Source organism: Rhizobium sp. NPDC092011, from assembly GCF_044756305.1.
In the GTDB taxonomy this organism is placed as follows: Bacteria; Pseudomonadota; Alphaproteobacteria; order Rhizobiales; family Rhizobiaceae; genus Rhizobium.
The window spans coordinates 277367-293408 of sequence record NZ_JBIVSO010000005.1; the positions used below are offsets into that span (position 1 = coordinate 277367).

General features: G+C 60.8%; 19 protein-coding genes. 9 read left to right on the top strand and 10 right to left on the bottom strand.

All coding sequences use genetic code 11. The annotated features are described in order from the left end of the window. Window positions 1-21 precede the first annotated feature (21 nt). The 4 genes from ACIQJ2_RS22450 to ACIQJ2_RS22465 all read left to right on the top strand — a co-directional run bounded on the left by ACIQJ2_RS22450 (window position 22) and on the right by ACIQJ2_RS22465 (window position 4938). A complete protein-coding gene (locus ACIQJ2_RS22450; protein WP_400671896.1) occupies window positions 22-1284 on the top strand; it encodes a flavin monoamine oxidase family protein in 1263 nt (420 codons plus the stop codon). A 284-nt stretch (window positions 1285-1568) separates the two neighbouring features. Then, entirely contained in the window at window positions 1569-2666 is a 1098-nt protein-coding gene (locus ACIQJ2_RS22455) for a branched-chain amino acid aminotransferase (protein WP_400671893.1), read from the top strand. Window positions 2667-2798: 132 nt separating this feature from the next. After that, window positions 2799-3722: an NAD(P)-dependent oxidoreductase gene (locus ACIQJ2_RS22460; protein WP_400671890.1), complete on the top strand. Its 924-nt coding sequence runs from the start codon at window positions 2799-2801 to the stop codon at window positions 3720-3722. Between the two features lie 166 nt (window positions 3723-3888). Next, window positions 3889-4938, top strand: coding sequence for an NAD(P)H-dependent flavin oxidoreductase (locus ACIQJ2_RS22465; RefSeq protein ID WP_400671887.1), 1050 nt, complete (start codon window positions 3889-3891; stop codon window positions 4936-4938). Window positions 4939-5090: 152 nt separating this feature from the next. Here ACIQJ2_RS22465 and ACIQJ2_RS22470 read toward each other — a convergent pair whose 3' ends face one another. The 3 genes from ACIQJ2_RS22470 to ACIQJ2_RS22480 form a co-directional block, all read right to left on the bottom strand. Further along, window positions 5091-5342: a DUF2312 domain-containing protein gene (locus tag ACIQJ2_RS22470; protein ID WP_004117455.1), complete on the bottom strand. Its 252-nt coding sequence runs from the start codon at window positions 5340-5342 to the stop codon at window positions 5091-5093. Window positions 5343-5514: 172 nt separating this feature from the next. Then, window positions 5515-5820, bottom strand: a complete 306-nt coding sequence (locus ACIQJ2_RS22475) for a DUF1244 domain-containing protein (protein ID WP_400671885.1) — start codon at window positions 5818-5820, stop codon at window positions 5515-5517. Window positions 5821-5848: 28 nt separating this feature from the next. Then, a complete protein-coding gene (locus ACIQJ2_RS22480; protein WP_400671884.1) occupies window positions 5849-6643 on the bottom strand; it encodes an N-formylglutamate amidohydrolase in 795 nt (264 codons plus the stop codon). A gap of 204 nt (window positions 6644-6847) precedes the next feature. On the opposite strand from ACIQJ2_RS22480, the gene ACIQJ2_RS22485 reads away from it, so the two are divergent. Together ACIQJ2_RS22485 and pyk are read left to right on the top strand one after the other, a co-directional pair. Further along, window positions 6848-7336: a DUF1036 domain-containing protein gene (locus ACIQJ2_RS22485; protein ID WP_199147562.1), complete on the top strand. Its 489-nt coding sequence runs from the start codon at window positions 6848-6850 to the stop codon at window positions 7334-7336. Further along, window positions 7336-8775 (top strand): pyruvate kinase, encoded by a 1440-nt coding sequence (gene pyk / locus ACIQJ2_RS22490; RefSeq protein WP_400671882.1) that lies wholly within the window; start codon window positions 7336-7338, stop codon window positions 8773-8775. Before ACIQJ2_RS22485 ends, pyk begins: the two co-directional genes overlap by 1 nt. A 115-nt stretch (window positions 8776-8890) precedes the next feature. On the opposite strand, the gene ACIQJ2_RS22495 is transcribed toward pyk, so the two are convergent. Both ACIQJ2_RS22495 and ACIQJ2_RS22500 read right to left on the bottom strand, forming a co-directional pair. Continuing rightward, complete coding sequence (locus tag ACIQJ2_RS22495; protein WP_199147499.1) at window positions 8891-9130, bottom strand: helix-turn-helix transcriptional regulator; 240 nt, start codon at window positions 9128-9130, stop codon at window positions 8891-8893. Between the two features lie 98 nt (window positions 9131-9228). After that, window positions 9229-9792 (bottom strand): hypothetical protein, encoded by a 564-nt coding sequence (locus tag ACIQJ2_RS22500; RefSeq protein WP_199147497.1) that lies wholly within the window; start codon window positions 9790-9792, stop codon window positions 9229-9231. 72 nt (window positions 9793-9864) lie between these two features. On the opposite strand from ACIQJ2_RS22500, the gene ACIQJ2_RS22505 reads away from it, so the two are divergent. Both ACIQJ2_RS22505 and ACIQJ2_RS22510 read left to right on the top strand, forming a co-directional pair. Then, complete coding sequence (locus ACIQJ2_RS22505) at window positions 9865-10458, top strand: hypothetical protein (RefSeq protein ID WP_400671878.1); 594 nt, start codon at window positions 9865-9867, stop codon at window positions 10456-10458. A 131-nt stretch (window positions 10459-10589) separates the two neighbouring features. Next, complete coding sequence (locus ACIQJ2_RS22510) at window positions 10590-11225, top strand: LysE family translocator (RefSeq protein ID WP_400671875.1); 636 nt, start codon at window positions 10590-10592, stop codon at window positions 11223-11225. Window positions 11226-11332: 107 nt separating this feature from the next. On the opposite strand, the gene ACIQJ2_RS22515 is transcribed toward ACIQJ2_RS22510, so the two are convergent. The 4 genes from ACIQJ2_RS22515 to ACIQJ2_RS22530 all read right to left on the bottom strand — a co-directional run bounded on the left by ACIQJ2_RS22515 (window position 11333) and on the right by ACIQJ2_RS22530 (window position 13865). Next, window positions 11333-12304, bottom strand: coding sequence for a threonine/serine dehydratase (locus ACIQJ2_RS22515; RefSeq protein WP_400671873.1), 972 nt, complete (start codon window positions 12302-12304; stop codon window positions 11333-11335). A gap of 153 nt (window positions 12305-12457) precedes the next feature. After that, window positions 12458-13069: a DUF4865 family protein gene (locus ACIQJ2_RS22520; RefSeq protein ID WP_199147489.1), complete on the bottom strand. Its 612-nt coding sequence runs from the start codon at window positions 13067-13069 to the stop codon at window positions 12458-12460. A 2-nt stretch (window positions 13070-13071) separates the two neighbouring features. Then, window positions 13072-13467, bottom strand: a complete 396-nt coding sequence (locus ACIQJ2_RS22525; RefSeq protein ID WP_400671871.1) for a cupin domain-containing protein — start codon at window positions 13465-13467, stop codon at window positions 13072-13074. Window positions 13468-13472: 5 nt separating this feature from the next. Further along, window positions 13473-13865, bottom strand: a complete 393-nt coding sequence (locus ACIQJ2_RS22530) for a tautomerase family protein (RefSeq protein ID WP_400671869.1) — start codon at window positions 13863-13865, stop codon at window positions 13473-13475. 110 nt (window positions 13866-13975) lie between these two features. Between ACIQJ2_RS22530 and ACIQJ2_RS22535 the strand changes: the two genes are divergently transcribed. Beyond that, window positions 13976-14923 (top strand): LysR substrate-binding domain-containing protein, encoded by a 948-nt coding sequence (locus tag ACIQJ2_RS22535; RefSeq protein ID WP_400671868.1) that lies wholly within the window; start codon window positions 13976-13978, stop codon window positions 14921-14923. Here the strand turns inward: ACIQJ2_RS22535 and ACIQJ2_RS22540 are convergent. Beyond that, window positions 14902-15951: an alpha/beta fold hydrolase gene (locus ACIQJ2_RS22540; protein WP_400671865.1), complete on the bottom strand. Its 1050-nt coding sequence runs from the start codon at window positions 15949-15951 to the stop codon at window positions 14902-14904. The genes ACIQJ2_RS22535 and ACIQJ2_RS22540 overlap by 22 nt on opposite strands. Between the last annotated feature and the right edge of the window lie 91 nt (window positions 15952-16042).

Sequence of the window (16042 nt, forward strand, 5' to 3'; positions counted from 1 at the left end):
CGTGTGCGAAAGGGAAATGGAATGCCCATCGGGTCATGGAGGGGAGGCGAGGTCGATGTCGCCGTGATTGGCGCCGGGGCTGCCGGCGTCGGAGCCGCCCGGCGGCTGCAATCGCTCCGGCCCGACCTTTCCATCGTGCTCCTCGAAGCATCCGATCGGGTCGGCGGGCGGGCGCGGACGGTCCATCCTTTCGGCGCGAGTGGCGCAGCGCTCGACCTCGGCTGCGGCTGGCTGCACGGTGCGCGCACCAATCCCTGGACAAAGATCACCGAGGAGATCGGCCTGACGGTCGACCGCACGCCGGCCCCCTGGAGCGACGGCGGGCGGCAGCTCGAGCGCGGTGATCCCGGACTGAAGGCGGCCGCAAGCGCAGTGGCTGAATTTTTCGAGCGGGTTGATGCCTATGATGGGGCTGGCGACGTCGATCTTTCGGCCATGCTGCCTGTAGACGAGCCGTGGCGCGAAAGGATCTATGCTGTCGGCGCGTTCATGACCGGGGCCGAGTTGCCCAAGTCTTCAGTGATCGATCTCGGCCGCTATGACCCCGGCCCCGGCCCGGACTGGCGCGTTCGGCAGGGCTACGGCACGCTTGTCACCACCTATGGCCTGCCGGTGGCGACCGTTCTGGGTGTTGAGGTCAACCGGATCGACCACAGCGGCGCCGATCATGTCGTGATTTCGACGACCGAAGGCGAGCTGACGGCGAGGGCGGTCGTTGTCTGCGTCTCCACCAATGTCCTTGCGGCAGAGCGGATCGCCTTCTGGCCGCCGCTGCCGGAGAAGGTCGAGGCTGCTTCGCGTTTGCCTCTCGGGCTGGCCAACAAGCTTTTCATCCAAACCTCCGAGCCCGGAATGCTCCCCGAGGATACGCATGTCATGGGGTCGCGGCAGGATCGCCGCACCGGCGCCTATCAACTAAGACCATTCGGCGCGCCGGTAATCGAAGCTTATTTTGCCGGCGACCTTGCGTTCGATCTCGAACGCCAAGGCGTGGAGGCGGCCTTCGATTTTTCGGTGGAACAGCTGAAGCGCGTCTTCGGTGGGGATGTCGGAACGAAACTTTCGCCTTTGGCAGCGTCGTCCTGGGCGAGCGAGCCCTTTGTCGGCGGGTCCTATTCCTATGCTGTTCCGGGAGCTTCCGATCTGCGCGGCGTGTTGGCCGCGCCCTGCAACGAACGTCTGTTCTTCGCCGGAGAGGCTTGTTCGCGAGCGCGATACTCGACGGCGCACGGCGCCTATGAGAGCGGGGTTGCGGCGGCCGAAGCGGTGGCGCAGGCGCTATGATCTGGACTTGGTGAAAGGAGTGACGCGCTCAAAGCGCATCGCGATCTCTCGGACCAGCTTTGGCTCTTTATTTTGCGCATGTCGTTGTCGCAAAGTCGCTCAACGCTTTTGCGCGACATGCGTTCGCCGAAAAAATAACGATTCCGGTCGAAAATTTATGCGAAGCGCTCTTAAACTTGCGCGGCAACAGGCGTAAACGCAATCAAATACCACCCGATTTGGTTTAAATCTTCTTTCGGGAGATGGGCGGCGAAAGCCGCGACAAATAAAGCATTGGAGGAGCCATGAGTAACGGCGACACACTGACGTTCGACATTCAGAAAAATTCCAGCCCCGCAACGGCCAGCGAGCGTGAAGCTCTGCTGCAGAATCCGGGTTTCGGCCGCGTATTCACCGATCACATGGTGACGATCCGCTATTCGCAGGACCGCGGCTGGCACGATGCCAAGATCGAGGCGCGCAAGGCGCTGGCTCTCGATCCTGCGACCGTGGTGCTTCATTACGCTCAGGAAATTTTCGAAGGCATGAAGGCCTATCACCTGCCTGACGGCGGTGCTGCGCTCTTCCGCCCGAGCGCTAACGCGCAGCGTTTTCAGAATTCGGCCGAACGGCTGGCGATGCCGCCGCTGTCGGAAAAACTGTTCGTCGAGTCCGTCCGCGAACTGGTCAAGATCGATCGCGAGTGGATCCCGACCGCCGAAGGTGCTTCGCTCTACCTCCGCCCGTTCATGATCGGCTCGGAATCCGCGCTCGGAACTCGGCCGGCCACCGACTACCTTTTCTGCGTCATTGCCTCTCCCGTTGCCTCCTATTTCAAGGGCGGTGCGTCGGCGGTTACGCTTTGGGTTTCCGAAAATTACACGCGTGCTGCCCCCGGCGGCACCGGTGCAGCCAAGTGCGGCGGCAATTATGCCGCAAGCCTCTCCGCGCTCGCCGAAGGCCAGCGTGAAGGCTGCGACCAGGTCGTCTTCCTCGATGCCGTCGAAAAGCGCTGGATCGAAGAGCTTGGTGGCATGAACATCTTCTTCGTCTTCGACGACGGCTCGCTGCAGACGCCGCCGCTGACGGGAACGATCCTGCCGGGCATCACCCGCGATTCGCTGATCAAGCTGGGACACGACATGGGCCTTACGGTTCGCGAAGAGCCCTATTCGATCGAGCAGTGGCAGGCCGATGCTCAGAGCGGGCGTCTGCGTGAATCCTTCGCCTGCGGCACGGCCGCAGTCGTGACGCCGATCGGCAAGGTGAAGGGCCGCAAGCACAACTTTACGATCGGCGATGGCAATGCCGGCGCTACAACGCTCCGTCTGAAGGCCGCGCTGACCGATATCCAGTTCGGTCGTGCGCCTGATAAGAACGAGTGGCTCGACCGCCTGTTCTAAGCGGAAAGCCCTTGATCCGCGTCAGTCAGACCGGAGATCGATAGACATCCGGCGGGAAGCGCATGTGGCGCTCCCGCCGGAACCTGACTTTTGAGATCGCATAGTCGCCCGAAACACATCGGAGTTGTTGTGATGACCAACGTCAGCGAACGTCCCGGCGTCGAGCCGGGCGAGGAGATCGGCTTTGTCGGTCTCGGCGTCATGGGCCAGCCGATGGCCCTCAATCTTGCAAGAGCGGGCACGAGGCTCGTCGTTTGGAATCGCTCGCCGGAAGCGGCCGACCCGTTGCGCACGGCCGGCGCTTTTGTCGCGGCTAGTGTCGAGGAAGTATTCGAGCGGGCCCGCATCGTCATCCTGATGCTGGTCAATGAGGCCGTGCTGGATACGGTTCTACAGCGGGGAACGCCTGACTTCGCGAAGCTGGTTTCCGGGCACATCGTCGTTTCGATGGGATCCAATTCGCCCGATTACTCGCGCGAGCTCGCTGCCGACATTCTTGCCGCCGGCGGACACTATGTCGAAGCGCCGGTTTCGGGTTCGAGGAAGCCTGCGGAAACGGCGCAGCTTGTGGCGCTGCTCGGCGGCGATGAGGAGACGGTTGCGGAGGTACGCCCGGTGCTTGCCCCCATGTGCCGCGAAACCATCCTCTGCGGCCCGGTCGGTAATGCATTGCTGATGAAGCTTACCGTCAATCTCTACCTTTGCACGATGCTGGCGGGGCTTGCCGAAGCGGCGCATTTTGCCGAGCAGAACGGGCTCGACCTCAAGACTTTTCAGGCTGCCATCGATTCCGGACCGATGGCGAGCGACCTGACGCGCGTGAAAATTCCAAAGCTCGTTGCCCGTGATTTTTCAGTGCAGGCCGCCACGGCCGATGCGTTCAACAGTACAAATCTGATTGCACATGCGGCTCGCGCCGCCGGCATGGCATCGCCGGTCCTCGATCTTTGCCGTGCGCTCTATGGCGAGAGTGTCGAACTTGGCAATGGCAGGCTGGATATGGTGTCGGTAGTGACGGCCATTGAGGCCCGTACCGCGGCGCTTGGTCGCTCTTAGACCGGACAAAGCCTCATCCACCTTCTAAATCATTCTATTTGTTCGCTTTTGCGAAAGCGAGGCAAAGGGTTGTGTTGCACTTTTCCTGGATTCGCTCTGGCAAGCGATCGTGCAATGCCTATGTTGGGTTGAGATCGAAACAGACATTCCTGAAAGGAAAATGGACATGTCTGCCCCCAAGGACAGCAATCTTTTTCAAAAGCTTGGTTTGAAGCATCCATTGATCGTCGCCCCGATGGCGGGCGGCCCGTCGTCTGTCGACCTCGTAGCATCAGCCTCGGCTGCGGGAGCGCTTGGCGCTATGGGAGGTGCCTATTCCAATAGCGCCGCCATAGAAACCTTTGCCGCGCAGGTCCGCCAGCGAACCGACAAGCCTTTCGCGATCAATCTGTTCGTTCCGCATGGCATAGCCGAAGTCACGCCCGATCGGCTCGAACGGGCAATAGAGGCAACCGCCGTGTATCGGCGCGAGCTCGAGCTGGCCTCGCCGCAGCTTGCTCTTCCCTATGAAGAGGATTTCGATACACAGTTCGAAACCGTGCTGCGCCTCAAGCCCGCGTGCTTCAGTTTCGTCTTCGGCCTGCTACCGGTCGATCATGTGCGCGAGGTGAAAAAGGCCGGTATTCCACTGATCGGCACGGCGACGACGCTCGATGAGGCGAGGGCGTTGGAAGAGAGTGGCGTGGATGCCGTTACGCTGCAGGGCTTCGAGGCTGGCGGCCATCGCGGTATTTTCGATGCCAAGGCGGCGGATTCTGAAATCGGTCTTCGCGATCTTCTGGCACAGTGCGTCGGCGCCATCCGCGTACCGCTGATCGCGGCAGGCGGCCTTATGACGGCAGAAGACGTGCGGGTGGTGCTCACGGCAGGGGCGCAGGCCGCCCAGATGGGCACGGCCTTTCTGGCCTGCGCGGAAGCTGGAACATCGGCGCCCTATCGCAAGAAGCTTCTCGAAGCATCGGAGCGCAGAACGCGGACAACGCGCGCCTTCTCCGGCCGCTTCGCCCGCGGCATCGAAAACCGCTTCATGGACGAAATGGATCGAAAGCCGGAAGGCATTCTTCCCTTTCCGGCGCAGAACAAGTTCACGCGCGATATGCGCGGCGCATCGACTGCGAAGGGGTCGCCGGACTTTCTGTCTCTGTGGTCGGGAACCGGCAAGGGCGAGCTCTGGCAGGGCAAGGCTGCCGATCTGATCGAGCGCCTTTTTGCATAGAGCGATTCCAGGAAAAGTGCGCAGCGGTTTTCCGTCCGGAATCGCTTGACAATAAAAGGCGCTGGTAACGCTTTTGCGTCTCTTGCGGGACAAAAAGAAAGGAGCCGGCAAGCCGGCTCCCGATCATCGCGCAAGGCTGTCTAAAGCCTTGCTTATTCCATGCCGAGAGCGGCCATGTAGGTCTGCAGGATGGATTCTTCTTCCAGGCGCTCATTCGCGTCCTTCTTGCGAAGGCGGATGATGGTGCGGATCGCCTTGGTGTCGTAGCCGCGGCCCTTGGCTTCGCCCATCACGTCCTTGATGTCGGAGGCGATCGCTGCCTTTTCTTCTTCCAGGCGCTCGATACGCTCGATGAATTGGCGCAGTTCGGCTGCCGCTACGTTCTCGACGCTATTCTCTTCCATGCACTTCTCCTAAAGGGTCCTAGAGGGTCGCTCGAGGCCGGTCGCAAATGGAATCGGTGGGTCAACCGATGCTGCACTTCGCTTCAGGGCCTGCGCGGTATTTCGAATTCGATCGGGCAGTTGACCTGCCGCGAATGGCGCGCAAGGTCAAGCGCTATTGGTAAAGGCGGCGTTAATCTTTCGGCTTGTTTTGCTCGAAAGCGGCTTTTTGCACAGCCGAAGCTTCCTTCTGATGCAGGTTCTTCCAATCCTCATAGGGCATGCCGTAGATCATCTCGCGCGACTCGTCCTTGCTGACGGGCAGACCTGCCTCCTCGGCCGCTTCGCGATACCAGTTTGACAGGCAGTTGCGGCAGAAACCGGCAAGGTTCATCAGGTCGATGTTCTGAACATCTCTGCGTTCGCGCAGGTGCGCAACGAGATGGCGAAACGCGGCGGCCTCGAGCTCGGTCTGCTGTTCCTTGGTGAGTGCGCTCATCTTCATTCTCCTCAATGCGCTCGCCGGTTCATGCCTCATAGGGGCCGGTCCGCGACGGATATCGCTTGTATTCGTGCAATGCCGGATCGGCGTTCAGTTCGGCGAAAATCCGCGACAGGCGGTCGGCCCATTCGGCAATGCCGGCTTCGTCGCCGATCAGATCCTGCCGGACCTCCAGCAGCGCATGCGGAATGCCTTTCATCATGCAATGGCGGAACATGGTGTCGTTGCGCAGGGCGCCGTCGTAAGGCTCGTTGTCTCCGACCACGAGATCGGTATCCGCGCCGAGCTTTGCAAGGAGCGGCGTAACGGCACGATCATCGCTATCCCAGAGCACGCTTGCGTGCCAGGGTCTTGCCACGCCTTTCCATGCCGGCGTGAAGGAATGCATCGACAGCACGAGAGGCGCCTGGCCCGTTGCTTTCGCTACTGCGGAAATCGTCTCATCGACCGCCTTGTGGTACGGCCGGTGGAATGCCTCTATGCGGTAGTTCCACTCCTCATCCGTGATCGGATGATTGCCGGGAATGATCGCTCCATCGGAGATCTTCATGATCAGCGTCGGGTCGTCTTCCCCGCGGTTCGGATCGATGAGCAGACGGGAGAAGCCGCCGAGCACGCCGGGCGCGTCAAGCGTCTGGCACAGGCGGCGGCAGAGGCTTTCGATGCCGATATCGTAGGCGATGTGGCGTGAAAAGGCAGCCTCCGGCAGCCCCAGGCGGCCATAGCGCTCGGGCAAATGCCGCATGGCGTGGTCCCCGAGAATGACCATGCCTTTGTCACGATTGCCCGATATGATTTCGAAAGATGCGAAGTTGGTCATGCGGATTGTCGATTATTGAAATTTTCAACTCTTTGTTTGATTGCATGCGCGGATGGAAGGTGCAAGGTTTGCAGCCTCCGTCGGATGAACAGCGGCGCATGGCGCCGTCACCATCCCGTGAAGAAAATATAATCGATTAGAGTTGCGTTGACATTCATCGGATGGCAGCGCAAGAAGACGCAACAACGAATAACCGGGAGCCAATTGGAAGCCGTGTCCAGCCAAGTCGCGCCACGTTTCGTTAAGCGGTCCAGTCCGCTAGCCCGAATCGCCTTCCTCATTCTCGCTATAGCAGCGCCGTTCTTTTTCATGCCGAATGCGGCCCGTGCCGATTTCCGAACGTGCAACGGCACTCAGAACCTCGTCGGCGTAGCGATCGGCTATAGGGCCAAGGAAGGTTGGGTAACGGAAGGCTGGTGGCAGATTCCGGCCAATACCTGCGCCACCTTGATCGAGGGACCGCTCCAATCCCGCTATTACTATCTCTACGCAGAAGACGCGGCCCGTGGCGGCCGCTGGACCGGCGATGTCGAAATGTGCGTGGCGGAGAACGAATTCAAGATCCCAGGCGTGAAGGACTGCTACGCGCGCGGCTACCAGAAGATGGGATTCAAGGAATACGACACGGGGCGTCAGGCGAGCTGGATGGTTCAGCTCTCCGATACCCCGGGCAGCCAGGAAAGCCAGAATTGATGAAACGAAACAGAAAAGTCAAAATCCTCGCAACGCTCGGCCCGGCCTCTTCTTCCGAGGAAATGATCCAGAAGCTTCATGAGGCCGGCGCGGACCTGTTCCGCATCAACATGAGCCACGCCAGCCACGATGTGATGCGCACGCTCATTCAGCGCATCCGCGCCGTTGAAGCGCGCTGTGGTCGTCCGATCGGCATTCTCGCTGACTTGCAGGGTCCCAAGCTGCGCGTTGGCAAGTTTGCTGAAACCAAGGTCGATCTCAAGCCCGGCCAGACGTTCACGCTCGACAATCAGGATATCCCTGGCGACAACACGCGTGTCTACCTGCCGCATCCGGAAATTCTGGAATCGGTGCAGCCGGGCCACCGCCTGCTGATCGATGACGGCAAGCTGGCCTTGCGCGCCGAGAAGTGCGACGGCAAGAGCATCGTCACGACGGTCATTTCGGGCACGAAGATTTCCGACCGCAAGGGCGTCAGCCTGCCGGATACGCTGCTCGGCGTCGGCGCACTGACGGATAAGGACCGCGTCGACCTCGATGCCGTTCTCGCCACCAATGAAGTTGATTGGGTTGCTCTTTCCTTCATCCAGCGCCCGGAAGATCTGACGGAAGTCCGCAAGATCTCGCATGGCCGCGTTGGCCTGATGTCGAAGATCGAAAAGCCGCAGGCCGTCGAGCGCATCGAGGAAATCATCGAGCTTTCGGACGCATTGATGGTGGCCCGTGGCGACCTTGGCGTGGAAATGCCGCTGGAATCCGTTCCCGGCATTCAGAAGCAGTTGATCCGCGCCTGCCGTCGCTCGGGCAAGCCCGTTGTGGTCGCCACGCAGATGCTGGAATCGATGATCTCCGCGCCGGTTCCGACTCGCGCCGAAGTGTCCGACGTCGCGACCGCCGTCTTCGAAGGCGCCGATGCCGTCATGCTCTCGGCAGAATCCGCATCCGGCGACTATCCGGTCGAAGCCGTTTCCATGATGGCCTCGATCGCCGGCACCATCGAGCGCGAGCCGCATTATCCGGGCATCATCTATGCCCAGCGCGCTCTGCCTGAGGCAACCGGTGCCGACGCGATCTCGCTCGCCGCCCGCCAGATTGCCGAGACGCTGAAGCTCGCCGCCATCGTCTGCTACACCTCGTCCGGCACGACTGGCCTTCGCACCTCGCGCGAGCGTCCGCAGGTTCCGATCCTGGCGCTGTCGCCGATCATTCAGACGGCACGTCGCCTGTCCGTCGTCTGGGGCATGCACTGCGTCGTCACGCATGATGCGACCGACCTCGACGACATGGTCAACAATGCCTGCCGCATCGTTGCCGAAGAAGGTTTCGGCAAGCCGGGTGACCGCATCATCATTTCGGCCGGTGTTCCGCTCGGCACGCCGGGCGCGACCAACATGCTGCGCATCGCCTATATCGGCTCGGACGGCCAGTCGGGCGTCTGATTGCCGACATAGGATACAAGGCAGCAGCTTTAGATGCGAGAAACCCGCCTTCGAAAGAGGGCGGGTTTTCTTTTGAGGCCAGAAGTTCATTTCGCAGGTGGTGACGATCGCGTGCCTACCCAGTCTCCGGGCGGCTCAAGCGCGGATCTCCGTCGCCGACGAACTCCAGAAGATCTCCCGGTTGGCAATCCAGGGCTTTGCAGATCGCCTCCAAAGTCTCGAAACGGATGCCCTTCACTTTGCCGGACTTCAAAAGCGAGATATTGGCTTCGGTGATGCCCACCTCTGCAGCCAATTCCTTTGAGCGCATCTTTCGACGCGCCAGCATGACATCGAGATTGACGAGGATCGGCATGAGAGCATTTCCATGAAAATGCACGGCGGCTTCGCATCCGGAGTGCGCAAAAACAAAGAGATAGAGCTTTTCGCGATTCGAAGAAAAGCGAAAACTCTTTAGACGAAGTTCGCATTTTCGTCGGCGATGCGGGCTGCTTCCCGCAAGGTCCAACCGATGGCGACGAGAAGGCCTCCGACAATCGCCCACAGAATATCGTCAAGGCTTATGGTCAGGGCAGCAAGTCGCTGCCCGGGAGGATTGCCGAACGTGATGAGAACGCTGGCGGCCATCCGCCAGAACGGCAGGAGAAGGCCCTTGGCAATCAGGATCATGCCGATACGCCACACCCGTGCCGCGGCAATATCCGTAATGGCTCGACCAGCGATGAAGCCGGTGAAGATCGCGCGCGCCTGCAACAGGAGATAGACGAGCAGAGCCGCCGGCGGCGCGGACAGGGCCAGACCCATGAGCTGAGTCGCTAACGTGACTGTTACCGGGGATCCGGCAATACCGAGATAAGGCGCCAGCATGGTCTGAACGGTGCTCTTGTCGATCCATATCCAGATCATGGCCGCGACCGTGAACACCATCCCCGCAACGGTCGATCCCGACATGATGCGCGCCCAGCGCCGGCGGCGATCCGTCACCCCTGGCGGTGGGTGATCGATGATATGCGTCATGTGAGCGCTCCAATTGACTCGATATTTAATTTCTGTATTACGATAATTAATGATCGTCAATGAGGAATTCTTATGTCGATATCCCCTGTTGTCCCGCGTGTCTTCATGCTGCTTGCCTTGCTCGTGCTGAGCGGCTGCCTGAGCACGCCGCTCTCCAGCTTGCCGAAGCTCGCCCGGCTCGATTTCCTCACCATGAATTTTGCCGAGGTCAGGGCGGGGCTGCGTCAGCCTTCTGCGCTGGCGTTGCGGCCGGGTGATTTCGTCATGACCGTGAAGACGAAGACCGAGGGTAGCAGCGATGAAACCGTTGACCGGTTCGTTCTCGTCGAGGCAGCCGAGCCCACTGAGCGTCACCCGCTTTCCATGGAGGCGAAGCCAGGATTTGTCTTGAGCGTGTGGCGGATCGCTCCCGAGGATGTTCCACGGTTGGCGGCGATCCAGGAGCGCACTCGCGTTTCGATCAAGTATGGTCCGCGCGTACGTGGCAGCATCGAGATTGCCGTAACCGGCGGATGCGTGCGCGAGGATATTCCTGCCGGGCCACTGCCAGTGTCCACCTATTTGAAGCCGGCTCGCGACGAGAGCTTCATCACCTTGAGCGCCAATGCCGACCTCAGGGGGATGATTACAGGAAACGATCGGCAAGTATCCCTTCCTCGCTGCTGATTACCTGGAGGCGTGGTCTGGTCGATGGAGAGGCCACAGAGGGTGTCGCGATGCGGCATAAGAGAGACCAGGCGGGTCTTGCTAAGCGCTGCACCACATGCAACCCTCCGGGCTCAAGGAGGAGGGACATCATGCATCTGACCACGCTGCTCGCCTTTGCCGCCGTCTCTTTCATCGGTATCGCGACGCCGGGGCCTACCGTGCTTCTGGCGCTCACAAATGGCTCGCGTTTCGGCGTCCGGCGCGCCTTGCCGGGCATGATCGGTGCTGTTCTGTCTGATGCTGTGTTGATCTGTGCCGTCGCTATCGGCCTCGGAGCGCTGCTGGCGGCTTCCGAATTCTGGTTCTCGGCACTGAAATGGGTGGGCGCCGCCTATCTCGCCTTTCTTGGCATCATGATGCTGCGTTCGAAGGGGAGCATTGATGGCGCCTTGCAGGCTAGTGCGAGCCAGTCGAAGGGAACGGCATTTTCCATCGGATTGAAGAGCTTCATGGTCGCCGTCACCAATCCGAAGGGCTATCTCTTCTTCTCGGCCTTCTTGCCGCAGTTCATCGATCCCTCCATGCCGCAGCTTCAGCAATACTTCATTCTGGGCAGCATCTTCGCCGCGCTCGATTTCATGATTATGTTCGGCTATGCGGTCTTCGGCTCACAGGCTGTGCGGGTTCTGAAGTCCGAAGGGGCAAAGTGGCTCGAGCGCGCCTGTGGCGGCGCGCTGCTGGCTCTTGCGGGATCATTGGCGCTCTATCGTCGCGCCGCCAACTGAGGATCGACAGCATCGGCCCGAAAATCTGATAGGATTTTCGGAAAGCCCGATGCGTAGATTCAAGGAGATAGGGCGTCCTTAGTGCTTCCAAAAGGAAGCACGGCGCTCTAGTGGCGGCTCAGAGCCGCTTCGAAGACATCCTGGTCGACATTGCCGCCCGATGTGACCGCGATCACCGTATCGCCCTCTATGTTTTTGCCGTGAAAGAGCGCCGCTGCCAGCGCGACGGCTCCGCCTGGTTCCACCACGATCTTCAAACGGGTGAAGGCGAGCGCCATGGCCTTTTGAGCTTCCTCATCCGTAACGACGAGACCGGCACCGCAAAGCCGCTTCAGGATCGGGAAGGTGATGTTGCCCGGCTGCGGCGTGATGATGGCATCGCAGATCGAGCCTTGCAGCGCGGCATTGCGCTCGATCTTGCCTGAGGCGAGCGAGCGGGCGGTGTCGTCGAAGTCCTGGGGTTCGCAGGGATGTACCTTGAAGCCCGGGGCGCGGGATTCAAGCGCCAACGCGATACCGGAGGTGAGCCCGCCGCCGCCGCAGGGAACGAGAACGCTTGCGGCCTCGATGCCTTCCTCGGCAGCCTGTTCGGCGATTTCGAGCCCGGTCGTTCCCTGGCCGGCGATCACCTGTGGCTCGTCGAAGGGCTTGATGAGCGTCAGGCCACGCTCCTTGGAAATGCGTGCGCCGATTTCGTCTCGGTCTTCCTTGACGCGGTCATAGAGTACGACGTCTGCACCGAAGGCGCGGGTATTGGCGATCTTCAGCTTCGGGGCGTCAGTCGGCATGATGATGACAGCGGGAACGCCGTGAAGCTTTGCGGCCAGCGCCACACCTTGCGCATGGTTGCCGGATGAGAAGGCGATGACGCCCTTGGCGCGCACGGATGGCTCAAGCGCCGAGACCGCCGACCAGCCGCCGCGGAACTTGAAGGAGCCGGAGTGCTGCAGGCATTCGGCCTTCACGAACAGGCGGCGGCCCGCAATCTCATCGAGAAAGGGCGAGGAGAGAAGCGGCGTGCGCCGTGCCCGGCCACCGAGGCGAGTGCGGGCGGCTTCGATCATTGCAATATCGACCATGGAGGGATCACTCTTCTGCTTCAGAAAGACTTTCCATCCATAGAGCGCCCGCCTTTCCTTTAAAACAAGGAGATTGTCTCCGTGACACTTCAGGCGACGCCGGAGCGCCGTGCTTCCTTTGGGAAGCACAAAAGATGCTCCGTCCTGTTTGTTCTACGCATCGGGCTTTCCGAAAATCGGTTCCGATTTTCGGGCCGATGCCGTCGGCAGCGAGAGGTGCCCGACATCGTATGTCTGCAGGCCGGATCTTGCCGGATCTTTCGGCGGCTCAGCCAGCAGGCGGAAGCGCACCAGCGTCCAGTGCGTCGGTTCGAATGCAGCGACCGAGGCGAGCGCCTCGCCATTCGATATGGCACGTGCTGCTGCCTCGCTCTCCTTCGCGCGCAGTTCTGAAAGCGATGTTTCGGCGTCGATGGCGACGATCTCGCGCGTGGCGAATTTGGCGCTGCGAATATCCGCGGAGGTCTCGGCATGCCAGGCGATCCAGGTGTTGATCTGAGGGCGGCCAAAATTCTCGGTCAGGGCCAGGAAGCCAGGGCCGCACAAGAAATCGCTCAAACCCTCTTCCTGCTGCCAGACGTAGAAGGGTGAATAGAAATTCTGCCGGCTCCCCGTAGCGGCATCGCCCTTTCTCGCCGTCAGATAGGCCTTGAATTTCAAGCCGGGGAGATTGTCGAGCAGGGGACCTTTCTCGCGGATGCGGCGATCGATGATCGCCATGTCGTAGTCCGCGGGGAGGGGAAAGTTATATTGCATGGCGATCATGGTCATTCCTCCAGCCAGGTGACGGCGCTTCCATTTTGCGCTGCCTGGATGCTGATATAGGAGAAGGCATTCTCCGGTGCCGCACCGTGCCGATGGCGTTCGTTCGGTGCGAAGCTGATACAATCACCGGCATGCAGTTCTTCTGCGGGACCGCCGAACCGTTCGGCAAGGCCGACGCCGGACAGAACGTAGAGGATCTGTCCGTGTGGATGCGTGTGCCAGCGGGTCATGACGCCGGGTTCGAGTGCACAGCGCATCGCGGTGAGGCCGCCGTTTTCGGCACTCTCCACCAGCGACTCCACCAGGAAGGTAGCGGTAGCGATGCCTTCGGGCGATGGCTGCATGTTCGTGCCGGCGCGATGAATGGCGGGCGACTGGATAGATGTGGTTTGCGACATGGTTCTCAAACCTGCTCGATCATCTGCGCGCGGCCATCGGCGAATGACCAGTCCTCCCGCGTTGCCGTGGTGATGGTGATCATGATGTCCTCAGGGCGGACGCCCGGAGCGTCGGCAAGAAGTTCGGCGATGCGGCGATAGAAGGCTTTCTTGGTCTCGGTGCTGCGCGGCTTGCCCGTGGTGACATCGAAGAAGACGTAATCGTCCGTGCGTGGCTTGCTGGCGAAATAGGTCCGGTCGAAAACCAGCTCATGCGGCTCCAGCTGATGGATGGACTGAAAGCGATCCGTCGGCGGCACCTCGAAAGCCTCGACGAGCGCGCGATGGAAATTGTCCGACAGCGCCTTGAGATATTCAGGTGACTTGCCGCGCAGAAGGGTGATGCGGGTGAATGGCATGGGATGCTCCTGTTTCCGTGTCTCTTGACGATCATAGAATGACAGCAGATAATAATCCCAAAAATCAGATAATTATGGATCTATGATTCCAAAAAAGTGGATGGTTGTCCGTGCGGAAGGTTATCTTTGATCTCGATGTGCTGCGCAGCTTTGTGACCGGTGTGGATCTTGGCAGCTACGCCAAGGCGGCAGACAGGCTGGGGCGCTCTACCTCGGCGATCAGTGCACAGCTCAAGAAGCTGGAGGAGCAGGCAGGTACGCCCATCTTCCGCAAGGCGGGCCGAGGGCTAGCGCTGACGGACGCCGGAGAGACGATGCTAGGCTATGCCAGAAGGCTGCTGGATCTGAATGACGAGGCGGCCACGGCACTGCACGGGACGGGGCTCGAGGGTTGGGTTCGTCTCGGCTTGCAGGAGGATTTTGGAGAGACCTTGCTGCCCGAAGTGCTCGGGCGTTTTGCCCGCGCCCATCCGAAGGTACGCATCGAGGCGCGCGTTACGCGCAATGTCGAGCTGGTCGAGCGGGTGACGTCGGGCAAGCTCGATCTGGCGCTTGCCTGGAGCGACGGCTTTCGCACTGCTCATACGGATCGAATTGCCGAAGTGCCGATCTGCTGGGTCGGCCCGGCAAATGGTGACGTGCAGTGGCATGCCGATAGCGGCGAGATCATGCCGCTTGCCTCGCTCGAGGCGCCATGCCTGCTGCGGAATATCGCCACAAAGACGCTTGATCGAGCTGGAATCGGTTGGCGAGTATCCTTCGTCAGCCCCAGTCTGGGCGGTCTGTGGGCGGCAACGGCTGCAGGCCTTGGCCTGGCGCTGCGCACGCCGCTCGGGCTGCCGAGCAAGGTGCGGCAGCTAGCGCCTGGTGAGGCCGGCCTGCCGGCTTTGCCGACGCTGGATCTCGTGCTGCATCGCGCTGAAGCGGAAGCGAGCCCGGCGACGGAGCGGCTGGCCTCGATCATGCTGCAGGCGGTGAGGCAGACAATAGAGACCGTGCCGCACAGTCGTATATTCGCGGATGCCGCTGCAGCTGACTATGACGTCGTCATGGCCTGAGAGGAGGGCGTCCGCCCGGAAGCTTTGTTGCCGAGGCCGCTGATGCGGATTTCCGCTTGTGCGGCAAGCATCTGCAGGTCGCGCGATTGGCCAGCCAGCCGCTCGATGGCAGCGATTGCAACATCCGTCGTCACGTAGTCCGGCTTGTGGCCGAGATTACTTATTGTGACGAGCTCGGCGCCGGCAATATCCCGGGCGAGCCCGCGGGAATGTAATTCCTCCAGCACGATGTCGTCGCTGTCGCCGGTGATGATGACGGTTGGCGCCTTGATCTCGCTGTACCGCGGCGCATGGGCGGAGACATAGGCGAAAAGGTTGACCACGTCGGTCGCATTGTTGCGGAATGTATGCGGCCGCAGCACCAGTTCCGGCGCTGTTTTCTCTATGTAATCCGCCGGCCTCGCATTCGGGCGGAAGATGCTGAGCGTGCCGGTCTCGACCCTGCGCAGGCCGATCGGCATGACGATCAGATGTGTGAAGAGCCAACCGAGAACGGGCGTGGCGGCGAGCGTATAGTACCAGTCGACGCCGCCGGGCCAGGGATGGGTGGCTGGTGCCAGAAACAACAGTCCTTCGGTCCGGCCGGGATGCCGCATGCCGAACGCCGCGGCGATGGCTCCGCCGAAAGAATGGCCAATGATGATGGCGCTCCCGATGCCGCGCTTGTCCATCAGTCTGGCAATGGCGTCGGCCTGGCCCGAGGGGAGGGCGTTTTCCGCCGGTCCGCGCTCGGAATAGCCATGGCCGGGTCGATCGACGAACAACATTTCGGCGCGGCCGCTCAAAGGAGCCGCGAAAGCTTCGAACTGATCGCGCAGATTGCCGCTGGCGCCATGAATGAAAACCAGTGCAGGCAGATCCGCAGTCGCTGGGCGTGGCAGATGCACGGCGTTCAAACGGTAGCCGCCGATATCAGTCAGTTCGCCGATATTGGGATAGGTTTGCTCGATCGCACGCGTCTTGTATGCCGAGAAGCCCGCGGCAAAGACGACAACAGTAATAATGGCAGTGAGCAGAGAATCGATCATTGCGGCACGGATCAAATATCAGAGGCCACCAAAGCATGTCGCGATCTTTCAGATGCGCGTCTAGCGCTTTAGTTCCTTGTTTTGCGCATGT

Excerpts from the sequence above, each read along its gene's own strand:
- ACIQJ2_RS22450 (WP_400671896.1), top strand. The coding sequence starts at position 22 with ATGCCCATCGGGTCATGGAGGGGAGGCGAGGTCGATGTCGCCGTGATT.
- ACIQJ2_RS22455 (WP_400671893.1), top strand. The coding sequence starts at position 1,569 with ATGAGTAACGGCGACACACTGACGTTCGACATTCAGAAAAATTCCAGC.
- ACIQJ2_RS22460 (WP_400671890.1), top strand. The coding sequence starts at position 2,799 with ATGACCAACGTCAGCGAACGTCCCGGCGTCGAGCCGGGCGAGGAGATC.
- ACIQJ2_RS22465 (WP_400671887.1), top strand. The coding sequence starts at position 3,889 with ATGTCTGCCCCCAAGGACAGCAATCTTTTTCAAAAGCTTGGTTTGAAG.
- ACIQJ2_RS22470 (WP_004117455.1), bottom strand. The coding sequence starts at position 5,342 with ATGGAAGAGAATAGCGTCGAGAACGTAGCGGCAGCCGAACTGCGCCAA.
- ACIQJ2_RS22475 (WP_400671885.1), bottom strand. The coding sequence starts at position 5,820 with ATGAGCGCACTCACCAAGGAACAGCAGACCGAGCTCGAGGCCGCCGCG.
- ACIQJ2_RS22480 (WP_400671884.1), bottom strand. The coding sequence starts at position 6,643 with ATGACCAACTTCGCATCTTTCGAAATCATATCGGGCAATCGTGACAAA.
- pyk (WP_400671882.1), top strand. The coding sequence starts at position 7,336 with ATGAAACGAAACAGAAAAGTCAAAATCCTCGCAACGCTCGGCCCGGCC.
- ACIQJ2_RS22495 (WP_199147499.1), bottom strand. The coding sequence starts at position 9,130 with ATGCCGATCCTCGTCAATCTCGATGTCATGCTGGCGCGTCGAAAGATG.
- ACIQJ2_RS22500 (WP_199147497.1), bottom strand. The coding sequence starts at position 9,792 with ATGACGCATATCATCGATCACCCACCGCCAGGGGTGACGGATCGCCGC.
- ACIQJ2_RS22505 (WP_400671878.1), top strand. The coding sequence starts at position 9,865 with ATGTCGATATCCCCTGTTGTCCCGCGTGTCTTCATGCTGCTTGCCTTG.
- ACIQJ2_RS22510 (WP_400671875.1), top strand. The coding sequence starts at position 10,590 with ATGCATCTGACCACGCTGCTCGCCTTTGCCGCCGTCTCTTTCATCGGT.
- ACIQJ2_RS22515 (WP_400671873.1), bottom strand. The coding sequence starts at position 12,304 with ATGGTCGATATTGCAATGATCGAAGCCGCCCGCACTCGCCTCGGTGGC.
- ACIQJ2_RS22520 (WP_199147489.1), bottom strand. The coding sequence starts at position 13,069 with ATGATCGCCATGCAATATAACTTTCCCCTCCCCGCGGACTACGACATG.
- ACIQJ2_RS22525 (WP_400671871.1), bottom strand. The coding sequence starts at position 13,467 with ATGTCGCAAACCACATCTATCCAGTCGCCCGCCATTCATCGCGCCGGC.
- ACIQJ2_RS22530 (WP_400671869.1), bottom strand. The coding sequence starts at position 13,865 with ATGCCATTCACCCGCATCACCCTTCTGCGCGGCAAGTCACCTGAATAT.
- ACIQJ2_RS22540 (WP_400671865.1), bottom strand. The coding sequence starts at position 15,951 with ATGATCGATTCTCTGCTCACTGCCATTATTACTGTTGTCGTCTTTGCC.